13 protein-coding genes are annotated in these 13,146 nt (G+C 45.6%); 6 read left to right on the top strand and 7 right to left on the bottom strand.

Annotated elements, in window-relative coordinates:
* Positions 1-2: 2 nt before the first annotated feature.
* Positions 3-386 (bottom strand): hypothetical protein, encoded by a 384-nt coding sequence (locus B9N89_RS19430; protein ID WP_132321867.1) that lies wholly within the window; start codon positions 384-386, stop codon positions 3-5.
* Between the two features lie 12 nt (positions 387-398).
* Positions 399-785, bottom strand: a complete 387-nt coding sequence (locus B9N89_RS19435) for a response regulator (RefSeq protein ID WP_132321865.1) — start codon at positions 783-785, stop codon at positions 399-401.
* Positions 786-1,044: 259 nt separating this feature from the next.
* Between B9N89_RS19435 and B9N89_RS19440 the strand changes: the two genes are divergently transcribed.
* The 3 genes from B9N89_RS19440 to B9N89_RS19450 are packed head-to-tail and all read left to right on the top strand — an operon-like array spanning position 1,045 to position 4,193.
* Positions 1,045-1,845 carry a TIGR02147 family protein gene (locus B9N89_RS19440; RefSeq protein WP_132321863.1) on the top strand — a complete coding sequence of 267 codons (801 nt, stop codon included), beginning with the start codon at positions 1,045-1,047 and terminating at the stop codon, positions 1,843-1,845.
* The gene (locus B9N89_RS19445) at positions 1,838-3,028 is read left to right on the top strand and encodes a hypothetical protein (protein ID WP_132321861.1); all 1,191 of its coding nucleotides are present in this window, start codon (positions 1,838-1,840) and stop codon (positions 3,026-3,028) included. Before B9N89_RS19440 ends, B9N89_RS19445 begins: the two co-directional genes overlap by 8 nt.
* Entirely contained in the window at positions 3,012-4,193 is a 1,182-nt protein-coding gene (locus B9N89_RS19450; protein ID WP_132321858.1) for a hypothetical protein, read from the top strand. Before B9N89_RS19445 ends, B9N89_RS19450 begins: the two co-directional genes overlap by 17 nt.
* Positions 4,194-4,196: 3 nt before the next feature.
* Here B9N89_RS19450 and B9N89_RS19455 read toward each other — a convergent pair whose 3' ends face one another.
* Positions 4,197-6,074: a 7TM diverse intracellular signaling domain-containing protein gene (locus B9N89_RS19455; RefSeq protein ID WP_132321856.1), complete on the bottom strand. Its 1,878-nt coding sequence runs from the start codon at positions 6,072-6,074 to the stop codon at positions 4,197-4,199.
* Between the two features lie 173 nt (positions 6,075-6,247).
* Here B9N89_RS19455 and B9N89_RS19460 point away from each other — a divergent pair, with 173 nt between their 5' ends.
* Entirely contained in the window at positions 6,248-6,961 is a 714-nt protein-coding gene (locus tag B9N89_RS19460; RefSeq protein WP_159455497.1) for a patatin-like phospholipase family protein, read from the top strand.
* Positions 6,962-7,030: 69 nt separating this feature from the next.
* On the top strand, positions 7,031-7,906 hold the full coding sequence (locus B9N89_RS19465; protein ID WP_132321852.1) for a DUF72 domain-containing protein: 876 nt from the start codon (positions 7,031-7,033) through the stop codon (positions 7,904-7,906).
* 248 nt (positions 7,907-8,154) lie between these two features.
* Here the strand turns inward: B9N89_RS19465 and B9N89_RS19470 are convergent, their stop codons facing one another.
* The gene (locus B9N89_RS19470; protein ID WP_132321850.1) at positions 8,155-8,838 is read right to left on the bottom strand and encodes a hypothetical protein; all 684 of its coding nucleotides are present in this window, start codon (positions 8,836-8,838) and stop codon (positions 8,155-8,157) included.
* A gap of 437 nt (positions 8,839-9,275) precedes the next feature.
* Between B9N89_RS19470 and B9N89_RS19475 the strand changes: the two genes are divergently transcribed.
* Complete coding sequence (locus B9N89_RS19475; protein WP_132321848.1) at positions 9,276-10,760, top strand: hypothetical protein; 1,485 nt, start codon at positions 9,276-9,278, stop codon at positions 10,758-10,760.
* Positions 10,761-10,846: 86 nt separating this feature from the next.
* Here the strand turns inward: B9N89_RS19475 and B9N89_RS19480 are convergent, their stop codons facing one another.
* The 3 genes from B9N89_RS19480 to B9N89_RS19490 all read right to left on the bottom strand — a co-directional run bounded on the left by B9N89_RS19480 (position 10,847) and on the right by B9N89_RS19490 (position 13,122).
* Entirely contained in the window at positions 10,847-11,461 is a 615-nt protein-coding gene (locus tag B9N89_RS19480) for a hypothetical protein (protein ID WP_132321846.1), read from the bottom strand.
* A 243-nt stretch (positions 11,462-11,704) separates the two neighbouring features.
* Positions 11,705-12,286 carry a hypothetical protein gene (locus tag B9N89_RS19485; RefSeq protein ID WP_132321844.1) on the bottom strand — a complete coding sequence of 194 codons (582 nt, stop codon included), beginning with the start codon at positions 12,284-12,286 and terminating at the stop codon, positions 11,705-11,707.
* Entirely contained in the window at positions 12,283-13,122 is an 840-nt protein-coding gene (locus B9N89_RS19490; protein WP_159455498.1) for a TIGR02147 family protein, read from the bottom strand. Before B9N89_RS19490 ends, B9N89_RS19485 begins: the two co-directional genes overlap by 4 nt.
* Positions 13,123-13,146 lie beyond the last annotated feature (24 nt).

Below are 13,146 nucleotides of genomic sequence, written 5' to 3' on the forward strand. Positions count from 1 at the left end.
AGTTATGCCCTTCTTAAGTCGTCGAGAACCGCAAGATTATAGGCAAGAGGCTTGACCAGGCTCACTGGTTTAAACGGCCGCCTGGTAAACCCATCCATCAGAGGAATTTTTTGATTACCGATATACCAAAGAATATCCGCATCAGTGATGTGCTTAGTGCGGAGTTGATGAGCAAACCATTTTGCTCCGCCCCGCTGGACATCATTGGAGAAGATGACAATCTCTGTTTTTAGCTTCCGCACAGCACGTAGCGCTTGATGGCCGTCACTTTCGGTGAAGATCTGTGCTCCACAGTTATGAAAGACCTTTGTTAAAACACGTTTGATGTTGTCGTTTTGAGATACTATCAAAACTTTATGACCTTCAAATGGTTTCTTTTTGGGCATGGCACTGTTCCTTTAGGCAATGCTGATGGTCTTGCTAGGGGACAAGCAAGCTTTGACTTCCATTTTCAAATCATCGGGACGAACCGGCTTCCGCAAGAAAGCGTTGGCGCCAAGCTCCAAGGCCTTATCCTCGACATCTACGCCATTTAACCCTGTGATAATGATGATGGGCTCCTGGAAACCCGCACTTCGGATGTGGGTGAGAGCCTCGAAGCCGTCCATTCGAGGCATTTTTAAATCTAAGAGCAATATATCGGGTTTAATGACATCAAGGGTTTGGACGGTATCTAATCCGTCGATGGCGTCGTAGACATCGTAACCTTCGGACTTCAGAATTTGAGTAAAAATCGTTCGAATATCTTCATCATCATCGATAATTAGGACTGATGGTCCGTCCATGGTGCCTCCTTATGCGCACTTATATCTTATCAGATTCAGTTTTTTTGATCTCGGTCCCGGCTCGGAGCAATCTTCATGCTTGATATCAACTACTTAAGTACTCTCAGCGACGAAAAGGACTGGCTTCCTGCATTCCTATTTCTGGGCACTTACGGATGGAGATTTTCAAATTAATTTACAAAGTAAATAATATTTGTAAGCAAACTATTGAAACAATGGAATAAAATCCGATAAGAGAGAAAATATAGGAGGTAAAAGAATGAACGCACCAAACATATTTAAATACAACGATCCCGTCGCGTTCATCCGAGACCGGGTGAAGTACCTCAAAAAATCAAAGAGATCGTACTCGATTGCAAGTGCCTGCCAACCTCTCAGGCGCTGCTCTCCTGCCTTGATCTCAAATATTCTTGCTGGCAAAAGACGTATCACGGAAGATCGCTTTGGAGATATCTGTCAGGTACTGATACTCAATCCACAGGAGCGGGATTTTTTTCGTGCGCTTGTTTTTGGTGAGGCGCTTCAGGCGGAACAGCCGCCACGGGAGCCGAGTGGTGGGCGTCGCCGCGTATCAAACTTCATCCTGAATGATTGGATCAACCCCTATGTGAAAGACTCTATCAGACTGAAAAGTGTCCAAGAGAACCTTAAAGCGATCTACGACGAGCTTTCGGCTCTAGCAACACGCTCTCGAATTGATCGGTCAATCAGTTTTCTATTGAAACATGGCTATCTGAAAGTCGATCAGAACGGCAATTTGGTTGAATCGGAGCCCCTTCACGTATTGGGTGATCAGAACGCCAGCCGAAAAATTCGACACTTTCACAAGCAGGCCTTGGATCTAGCTAAAAAGGGCATTGATCGGTTTTCAGTGGATGAGCGCTTAGCTCAGGCCTTAGTGTTCCCACTAAACGAAGAAAGTTATAAGGAGCTTCAAGCATTGATAGAGGACTTTAGCGAACAGCTGAAGCAATTCTCAGAAAAACATAAGAACAGTAATCAGAGACTATACCAGTTCATCATACATTTAACGCCCACAGGGGGATCAAAACATGAATAACGTTAACTTACTTGGAATTTTAGCCTTCTTGCTATGGTGGCATCCATTAGCATATGGCTCGACATTTGTAGGAAATGGAGGAAGTTGGCTTGATACAGCTTTGATGTCAACGCTCACAGATATCGAGACTGGCTTGGCCATGGTAGAGGACTTCAGCGATCTGGACGACTGCGATAATCATAGCTGTGAGGTGCTGGCATCCCTCAGCGATTCGCAGTATCAATACGCAAAAAAGTTTTTTTGGAAGCGTCGAGCGATGATTCTCAAAGCTCTTCGAGAGGGCTCCATCAGTTTTGACTGGACACGAAAAAACATCACTCTATCGGACTACGATAATCGAAGTTTTCATGCTGTCACCAAAGGCCACAAGGTGATTCTCCAGGAAGATGTTTTCGCTCGGATGGATAAGTTTCAACGCATTATAGTTATCATGCATGAAATCAATCATGCCTTGCCTTGGAAAGGTAAGGTAATCGAGGATAAGCATCGTCTGGGGCCATTCAAGGGTCGCGAGGAAGCAAGGCTTTTGCTGGATATGCAGGGCCCAATTCTTATCGCTGGCATGAGTTCTTATAACTACTGGGTTGAGCAACAGACCTATCGGAGTAACCCGGTTTACAATATTTCATTAAATGTTCGCGGTGGTCGCAGTACCTTTTCAGAGTCGGAATATAAGAGACTCCTTCTTGATGAAACCTCATTCAGTGAGGTAGGAGTAGATTTTTATCCAGCGATCAATCGCTCTTGGGGCTATCATTTGAGTCAACGGCGTTATCACTCCAGCCGCGATGAACTAGTCGATGCTAAGCTCAATGGGGTTTCCTATCATGGTGGTCTGAGTCACAGAAAGCGCCTTATGAACATCATTTTTTCATCTACAGAAATTGAAAATCGTGCAACCAGAGAGTTTTGGCGAGCCATCGCAATTCAAAGTAAAGTGAGTCTGGGGTATGGCCAGTTCGAACATCAAATTTCAGATGATTACAACACGATCGATGGAGAGGCATCATTCTATCGACTCGGTGCCACAAGTGAGATTCTATTACCTATTTATGCAGGATTTTGGTTTTCATTCGGAGTCGGTGCGCATTGGCAAGATTTTAAGATCGAGGAAACAAATGTTAGTTCAAAATCAGTTCACTACGAAAGCAGTTGGGGGGTTAGCTATGGCTTTACAATATAATGGTACGCTTTTGGCTCTATCTATGTTGTTACTCATGAGCATGAAAAGTTCGTGTTCGAGCAAAGTCGGGACTGTCAATGGTGACATTGGGACTCCCATTGAGGAAGTCGGTGTAATCGACACCAATAGCTCTCCCAGTGATGATCAGGCCCTTTTCTATAGCTATGACGCCTATGCTGGGCGATTGAATCTCCTCGATGGCTCAAGCCAAACCCTGCGTTTTTCAGAAACTTGGCAGGTGCAAGGGGATGGCTTGGATCAAGCTTGGATAGCTGGGCCTGAGGGCCGATTTTTCTTCGGTGTGAAAGATGATCAACTCTATATCTACCGCTCAGGGGAGGCCGGAGAGCTGGTCAATGATTTCGCTGGTAAACTGAATTCCTACGCATCTGACCCAGAACAGGGTTTCTATGTATTCGTGGATTCGTTTCTAAGTATTTTAGTTCTAAAGGTTAGTGAAGATGGAAATATTGCTGGAAGTTGGCTAGGCGGTTCGATTTTGGACGGTGAAAGCAGTATAAAGGCAGGCGACATCTTAACTGGTGGAGTGTTCTTAATTGCTACCACTGACGGCACACTTTTAAGCATTGATATGGAGCAGTCCATTGCGCAGCAGACCTGGGTGACTCAGGAGCACAGCCCTGCAATTGGTAACCCTACTTGGATCGCTGACACAGGATATCAGGGAGCCCATGCATTGATTCTGGATAGCGATAATGTGCTTTATCTCTTCGATGCAATTGACGGAACCATTGTGCAACAGGAAGAAGTGAAGAGTGTCTTGACCCGATCTAAGTCAGGAGACGACCATCTGATTGTGAGGCGGGACGATAACAACGCCTACCTGATCCATGGGAGTGATGGCACTGCTTGGCAGGAGTACCTGCTTCCATCCCTAAGCGTGACATTGAAAGAAACCAAGGTCGGCGATGGTTATCTGATGGCAGTGGCTACTGGGAGCGTATCCCAGTTCTACAAGCTTCGTCTTAGTGATGGTCTTGTGGAGCGTAGGGTAGAAATCAAGTCTTATGATAAGGTTGGATTTACCACCGATCATATTATACTCTTTCAAGATAGCCCCCTCGGGTATATCCAGATGATCGATTTTGATAGCTCAGAAGAAGTGATTTTCTCTGGCTTCAACCTCGATAGTTTACAGGATTGAAGTCTAAGCTGAGCGCTCATAGTCTTGGTTATCTTTTGCAATGTTCTTCAATTCACAAACATACATCATCTTAGCATCCGCATCATCGCGGATGCTAATTTCATATTGTTCCAGCATGATAGCCCGAAACAGCTTTCGGTTTTGATAGCTTAAAGCTTGATATACGGCTTCTTGAACGATGATCAAGCTACCATCTATTTGAAGTTTATTTCGAAGGGCTTTGCGGATCGATTCATAGCGAGCTGCAAGAACGATGCCTCGGCCAAAGATATCATATTCAATGGGGCCTGCTTCAGGGTAATATCCTCGTAGCTCGCCTTCTGCTATACCTATTCCACATTCGATTGGGTTTGGGAATTGCTTCTGGCGGCAGACTTTAAGCATAGCCTTGTAGAAGCCTAAGGCAAGCTCGACACTTTTATCCTGTATGGAGCCTCCCTGAACCTTAAACGGGTAGCCGATACTACATATGAAACCGTCACCCATTTCCTTGATTCGATGAGCATTTTGTTCGAAGCCGTTGTAGTTACGAGCCATGATTTCGTGGCAGCTGATGAAGAGATCGCGAAAGACATCATTTTTATCAGGGTGGCTTATTTGAGTACTACCGACAATGTCGAAGCATATTACACAGCCGTGACCAGCATGGGTGGGCATGGTCTGCTCAAGCTCCCTGCCTTCCTTGATCGCTGAAATCTGGTGAGGGTAGAACACTTTCTTGAGCTGAGAGAAGGCATGAGCTGTTTTCTTATGCGCTGATTGCTCAACATCGCGGACATGCTGACCCATGGCAAATGAAAAGAAGCTTACTTCAAGGCAGAAACTTATCGGTACCAACCATCCATTAGCTTCGTAGCCATCGAGGTTTAGGGTTATAAAGTAGACTAAGACAGCTGTGAATGCACACGACCAGCCAATAACAAGGTAGGTGGCTGGGTGACTACCACGCACCAAGGCATTGATACAGGCGATTATGGAAACAAAGATGCAGAATAGTGTAGTGCCAATGACAAAATTGTGACTTGTTGTTAGGCCAGAAATTTGAAGTACTAAAAAGCCAAGTTGTAGCCAAGCGATACTTTTTAAGAGAGATCCCAGCCACGGGTGACACTGGTCGATAATGAGTCCTTGAACAAGATGGACCACACTGAAACCAGTTAGCACGATTATGGTGTGATAGATATAAATTGTTGTTTCTTCAAGTTCGATCAGGCCACTGCTAAAGCACATCACATAGATAATGCAAAGGCAGTATAGGCAATACCAAAGGAAAAATGCCTTTCTGAATAGTAGAAACATCCCGAGGTTATAAAGGACCATGATCACGAAAAGGCCCAAGGTCATGCCTACGATCATCATCTCAGTTCCAAGCTTTGAAGATGCTTCCGCTTCAGTCATAATAACAAGGGGTAAGTTGCCAGTTATGGGTGAGTTGTTGGAAAAAGCGCGTAAGATGACCTTCACAGGTCCTGCTTGTAAATCCACTCCATAAGTCAGGTAGCGGTCACGAATTTCTGTGCTTGGCAGAACTTTGTTGTCTTGAATAAACCAAAATTCACCTGGGATGGGTGCTCGGGCCGACAGGTAGTAGCGGCCAGGGGCTTGAATTTGAATCTCACTATATAGCCAGAAGTCATAGTAACCTTTTTCTAGTGAGATTGGGGTGAATCTTGTAGATGAGACCCGGCGTATCAATTGAGGGTTTTCAATCACTTGCTTGGGGGTAAGCGAGTCATGAGAAACGATTGCATAATCAAAATATTCTATGTAGGCATCATTTTCTAGAATCAATTGAGTTGGTAGGGACCACGCAGATTCTGCAAGGAAAAAGCTTAAGCTTAGAACTACTGCAAAACATTTTTTGGTATTGAGAGCAAGCAAATGATGATCCTAGATTCTGAATTAGATGACTCCTAATCTACTTATCGGTGGATTAGAAGTTAAACTTATTAAAGGAGCCGAGGTATTTGAGTTTTTGATGATAGCAGACAGCTGCATTTGGTTTTCCGTTAGATGGTGACCCATGAACTGAAATATTTAAGGAGGATGAAGAGGTGAAAACCTTAGACACGAATCTTTCCATCTCATTCGCGGGGTGCGCTTGGTTATTCCCCTTTCACCTGGGAGTGCTAGCAGAGCTTAAGAACGCTGACCTATGTCCCAATACTAGATTTCTAGGAGCCTCGTCAGGAGCCTTGGCAGCAGCGATGGCCTGTCTTAACCTCTGCCCGGAAGAAGCTATGGAAATAGTCATACGCTTTGCCAAGGAATCTACCAAGCGGCGCTTTGGGGCTTGTCATTCCATGACCCAGTTTGTTCGTTCTGGGCTAGAAGAGATGCTACCATTGGATGCCTGGCAACAGATTGAGCATCGACTTTTTATCTCAGCAACTGAATTACCAAGCTTGAAAAACCAGATGATCAGCAGCCATGACATCGATTCAAATCAGGACTTGATTCAAGCAATTTTGAGTTCTTGCTACATTCCTATCTACTACGAAGTTCCAGCATTTTTTCAGGGTCGGCTCTATATTGATGGCGGTATTAGTGACAATCAGCCGACGATCGATCGTGAAACTATACTGGTTCGCCCCACGAGAGGCTCTGACGTGGACATCTATCCACGTTTTAAAGTCCCTCGACAGGCCTATCTGGTGCCGGATATTCCCATGATGAAGCGCTTGTATAAAGAGGGGCAGCAGATGTGGAAGTTCTACTGGCGGTCGCGTCAACCCCAAGAAGAAACACAGTGGAAGCGAGCTAGCTGACGTTGCCTCTTTTCCTCTTAGTCCAGGCATGCTAACTGATGCTTGGGACTGTGTGTGGAGGAGAATTAGATGCATTTTGGCCGTGTTGAAAGCTTGCGTGATATTGACTGGAGCATCCCGCAGGATCAGCCCCGAACCAAGGGCTTCCTAGGGTTGGATTGGCAAGGTCAACAAGAACTTGTTATCGGCGCTCCAATCTGGGGTTGCCCGGAATGGGTTCCAAAAATCTACCCTAGTGGCACGCGGAGCCGAGACTACCTTTACCACTATAGCCGGAAATATGAGGCCATTGAGTTCAACCCGAGTTTTTACAGCCTTCCATCTATCGATCAGATTAAACACTGGCGTCGTCAAGTACCAGATCAGTTTAGATTCTGCCCGAAGGTGCCCCAGGATATCAGCGCTCGACTTGGAGCTTACGATGCAAAGCTTTTGCATGAGTACTTGCATTGCCTAGAGGCATTCGGGAAAAATTTGGGCCTCCCATTTATGCAGCTTCCTGAAAGCTTGGCACTGAAGGAGTTTGCCTATTTGCAAAAATTCCTCCAGATTTTCCCGAAAGACGTTTCACTCGCGATTGAGTTTAGACACCCTAGCTGGTTTTATGGGGGCATGCTTCGCGATGACGTAATCAATTACCTTTATCGCTATGGTAAGTCGGCAGTGATTACCGACACACCAGGTCGTCGCGACGCGGTTCATGTTAGCTTGACTTATCCACAGGTCATGATCCGCTTTCTGGGTTACTTTCATTCAGGCACGGATGAGCCTCGATTGAGGGCTTGGATAAAGAGGATTTTCAGTTGGCTGGAGAAGGGTTTAGATCGAGCTTATCTGTTTATCCATCAGCCAAACCACAGCCTGATCCCCGATGCTTTAGACTATCTGCAATGGAAAATCTTCGAGCAGCAGCATATGAAGAAAAATAAGCAGAATGTTTTGTAATGCAAATAGTTGCAATAAAAGCCTGGAGCAGCTAGGATCAGTTTGTGTGAGTGACTTTCTCAGACTGATCTTGGTCTGTGAGTACTTTTTTCCTAATGCTAGTGGATGGTTTACTGCAACCATCCACTCTTTTTTGACCCAATCAAAAAACGAAGCCATCATAGTCTCATGATGGCTTCTGAACTGTTTGGCTGATAGACCAGAACTTATGACCAGCTGTCATGAGGCCTTACGAGGCCTCATGACAGCTAAAGCGTTGCATGCCTGGAATGCTTATGATTGTGGATAACAACAAGATCTTGCTGGTGGTGGCGTTGTCCAACTTTGATCCGAAATCGATCTTGGTAACTGTGCTTCGGTAAGACTATCCTACCGTGTCTCCCATAGTGCACGTGACGTTGGTCGCCGATCTTATAAGTCACTTGATTGCAGTATCTAAGGTTTTTGTACTTCACCACTAGGTGACGATGGGTTTCTCTAACTTTCATTTGACCTTGGCATTCAGGTAGTTGAGCGCGATCTCCAGAGTGAGTAAGGTGAACTTTGCTCTTGGGGTGATGGTGGGAATGATGGGCTCTGTGCTTCGCAGGGACCCAGATGGTGGCGGTGTCTCTGTGATACTTGTGCCTGGAAAAAAGTGCGATTCGCTTTTGGCTTTCATGATGAGTTTTGTCTAGACTTATGTGAAGTGATCTGAGTTTACCGTGGGTTCGGTTCAAATGATACTTGACGCCATCAATCTTGAGCTTTTGGCAGCGTTTGATGTTATGAAAACCGATCTTAACTTGATTAGGAAACTCTCGAACCTTGGCAAAACCACCGCAGTCTTTGAAGTTGATTCGTTGGATGATTGGTGACTGATTCTTGCGGTGAGCGAACCCTTGGCTGCTGAACATAGCAAGAGCAACAATTAAAACGTGACTTAGATTCATGGCTTCCTCCTCAATCCATTCGCTGTCAAAACTGCAAGCAGCAGGCCACATAAAAGCCATGTGATATCAAATTCTTCAGAATATTGGCGTACTTGCGAGCTTGCGGCACCTGTGACTTTTTCTATTCAGGTGTTGGTTGAATTAGAAACTGTGACAAAGCGATCTTACGCCGCAGGAGTGATAGCCTGGGGTAGGCGGCAGGAATTTAACTCCTAAGGCTTACCATTTCGTCATTTTTTATGAAAAAAGCTGGGTTTCCGATCCCAAATGGAGATGGAATGAATCCCTTAGCTTTGGCGAAAATGGAAATAGTACACCCATGCTACTATAAATTTCAGGTGCTTAAAAATTATGCCTCAATTTATTTCTGCCTTGCCGAAGCTTTCTAAGTAGGAAGTGAATTTTCCTTGGTAGATCATTCTTAGAAAGGTTAAGAAATGAAACTAAGTTCTAAATATGGAATTCGAGCTTCATCCATCGGTTTGGTTCTCGGTGCATCCCTCGTGATGGGCGGATGTGGTGCAGAAGATGATGATGACTCCACAGAAACCACAGCGTCTACTTCTGTTTCGTCTCTAAATTCAATCCCCGATGTGAGTACCTTGCTGGTGAATACCAGTAGTTCTCTGGCATTGCAGGGGTCAGCAGATGCGGTGGTGGGAACACCGCCGGCATTCAGCACCATCAGCGGAGACAATCTCGAAACGTATTTGATAGACAATATCGATACCCTCGTGACTAACATCACAACGGCCGCCAGCGGTAACGATTGGACAAGCTTTGATACTTACATGCAAAACTTCCGCGATGGCCAGGCAAAGTGTTACGTGATGCAGGATGCAGCTCGCCAGATCACTGAACTCAGTGAAGCCTCCACGTCTTCCTGCTACATGAGACGAGTTGATGCTGAAACAGGGGATCGGTTGATCTCTTACGTCAGTGGTGACGAGGTTGATCAGGGTGCTTATTTTACCCCGGGTGCTGAAACCGCCTATCGCCAGCTAAATCTTACAGGTGGTGGACCTGGCCTTCAAGGTGGTGAAGAAAAGATCATTTTCGAAATTCAGGGCACAGATGTGGAAGCCAATGTTTACCAGGTGAGTCTAAACTTTTGTGACACCACAACCAACACTCTTCGTAGCACCGAAGTGATTCGGGTGGATAACACTCAAGGACTTCTCACTGTAACGAGCAACCGAGGAGGAACCGATAACTACGGTGGCGAAGAAATCACCTACGCTCACAACATCGCTCTGAGCGCTGCTCTCTTGCAGGAGTCAGACGGAACGATTACATTCGATCCCGATGCAGCTCGGACGATGACAATACAGTCTTCGGATTCCTCGGATTCATTCTCGTTCACATCCAATGGTTCTTTGAGTGTGCAGGATGGTAATGTAACGGCAAAGTTCCGCTACAAAGGCAACAGTACGTTCCAGAATCAAACATTCTCATTTGATGAGAAAAGTGCTGCCATCGTTTCCTATACTGGTAACAACATGAGCGATATCGCTATCTACGAGGGTGCCGGATCTCGCCAGGGTACCTTTACTGACCCGAATCAAAGTGATCCATTCAGCTTCGAAGATGATATCATATTTGAATACAACGAAAACGAAAGCCCTCGTTACGCGACTGCAACGGAGACTGATCTTAGCACAGCGCTTGAAGCTATCGACTTCTCCACAGATAGTATCTTGAGCCAAACAACGCCAGAGGCGCCTACTTCCATTACTGACTCATCGGTCTGTACTCAAGCTGTGTCATCGGTTTACGAGCTTGATATGTCAGGTGCGGGTATGGCAGATGTTCAAACAGCTTGCGAAGCAAGGTTCAGCGATGGTGACCGCATCTGTGAATCGATTCGGGAAGTGGAAGACCAGATCTGGTCTAAGCTTGATCAAAGAAACCAAGCTCAGTAAGATAAAATAATAAAAATCAATCAGAAAACCCCTAGCGCGATATGTGTTAGGGTTTTTCGTCTTTTATTGCCCGATGATGGATTGGCTTACTGTGTCGCTGTAATACTTGAGTTGTTGCCATCTACATAGCGATAAACAGTTCCGATTTCTGAGCCGGAAATCAATTTAAGCAAGATAGTGCTCGTGTTGCCTTCGACTCCTAGATATAGGTCAGCTACCTTTGCTGCTGAGTTTACCATGAGGGTATCGTTGTTGCCCGTGATCCATACACAGAGCTTGCTTATTTGAGCACCGGCCTCAAGATTAACATCCACCTGGTTCTGATTACCATTGATCATGATGGACTGATCAGTGTTTACAGTATAGGACTCAGTCCCACCGTTTGAGTTCAAGCGGATGCCGGTAGCCCCTTCATCGTCATCGTCATCGTCGTCGCCTTCGCACTTGGCGGCAAGTTCGTCCTCATTGATGTCTATTATTTCTGTCTCTGGACCAAGTTCGATCTCAAGATCAAGCTCTGCGACATCAGGACCTTCAACGTTTGTATTCTGTGGATCAGTGTTAGCGATGGCATCTTCCGAGGGTCCATTGGCATCTCCAGTTCTATTGTCGTCTTGACCGATGAAACCTGAGCCGTCACAGGCTCCTAGAATGGTGAGCAAAAATAGGAAAATGCCAAAGGGCAAAATATTACGTCTCATATAGGGTCCTCTATCTTGTCTTTCAAGCGTGTTTGATCTCTCTTCGGATTGGTTCAGTTTAGTCTCAAGGGGCAGGCTGGAGAGATTGATTTTGGACATGAAATTAAAGGGATCGAGTGCGTAATAATCTGGTAATTTGCTGAGGAACAAAAGCCTCAGCCTGGAACACCTCACATATTAAGGAAGTTTTCTTGCCTTTCGCATATTTTCTGGGTGCGAGTTAAAAGTGAATTTCACAGCATCCTAAGGCTCCTGAGTATATTGACGGCCATTGATCATTACTGAGGTGATCTGAGAGTTGCTCTCTGTCCAGCTGAACTCATAACTCGTTGTAGTAGCTTCGTAGGTAATTTCATAGCTAGTGTTACTCTCATCACCGGCTTCAACTTGGGTACAGATAAAGCTCGGAGTTTCAGCATCGACCCAGGTGATATCAAAGGCATCGCTAGTGGTGGTGTCCAGTTCAATCGTGACTTGGCTGTTGTTTTCATCCTGCAAAAGATAGCCTGCATCCACCAATGTTACGCTGAGCCTCTGATTGTTACTGCTAGTATAGGTTCCAAGCATGCCGCGGCTAACGGGGCTCGCACAGGTGTTGGCGAGGAGCACGAGGTCTGAGATTGCCGTGTCCGGAATGTCATCAGAACTAGGAACATCCATGTCTGGGGCTGATGCCCCTTCCTCAACGGCTTCTGGATCTGGTGAGCTAGCGGTTGTAGCTTGCTTTTCGGGTCTTAGTCCGTTGCCTATTTCGGTTCCGCAGGAACTGATTAGCAAACCAAAAATCAAGTAGAAAGGAATGTTTATGACTGTGGCTACGTTCACGACTTGGCTGCCTTTCTACTTTGAGGAAACATCTGGAAGTTATATTGTATGACTTGTTCGTCTTGGGCCGGACTATCATTCTGTGCCATCGCCCACTCATGGATGTCCTTGCGGAATTGCTTTAACTTATCTTTGAGCTCCCCTAAGGATGACTCAGGTAACGTAATGATGAGTGCACCAAATTCTCGGTCTGATACTTCAAGGTCATCCAATGCCTCTTGGGCCTGCCGGAGGATCGTGCGGTGATACTGCCTAACAGCTAGATTACGGATTTCATCGCTAGATAAAACGATCTTGTCTGGTGTTGTATACCCGTCCTCGTTCTTGATGATAAAGCCATGATGAATAAGAAACTGTAAGGCCTTTCGGATATCTTTAACTGTTGCACGGCCTGTCAAACGCCGTGAGATCCAGTAGGGGTCATCGCGAAAATCAGCCTGAGCTGCCATTTCCCTCAGAACAGGGTATATCCAATGAGATAGGTACTCTACCGACTCAGTATCTAGCTGCCGACGTTTCTCATAAGGTGTGATCTTCTTCAGTTGGTCAAAGTAGATCGCTTTGATCTCATTCTTATTCTCTTGGTTAAGTTTTACGAGGATTCGAAAGTACTCAAGCTCTGATCCAGTAATATCCAAGCCTTTCACGACTTTTTCCACTGAATCGGGGCTTAGGTTGCGCTGACCTTCGATGACAAGCTTGATAAAGTTAGGTGACGAAAAGCCGCACTTCCGCGAAAACTGTCGGAAGCTAAAGCCTTTTCCCTGCGACTTCTTAAAGTCGTAGTAATCTTCGAGGTATTTTCTATAGTCTGTGTAACCATAGATCTTATTCATCGAGGTCCCCATGCTGAAGTTATA

Origin of the sequence: Pseudobacteriovorax antillogorgiicola, from assembly GCF_900177345.1 — a bacterium.
GTDB classification, from domain to species: Bacteria; Bdellovibrionota_B; Oligoflexia; order Oligoflexales; family Oligoflexaceae; genus Pseudobacteriovorax; species Pseudobacteriovorax antillogorgiicola.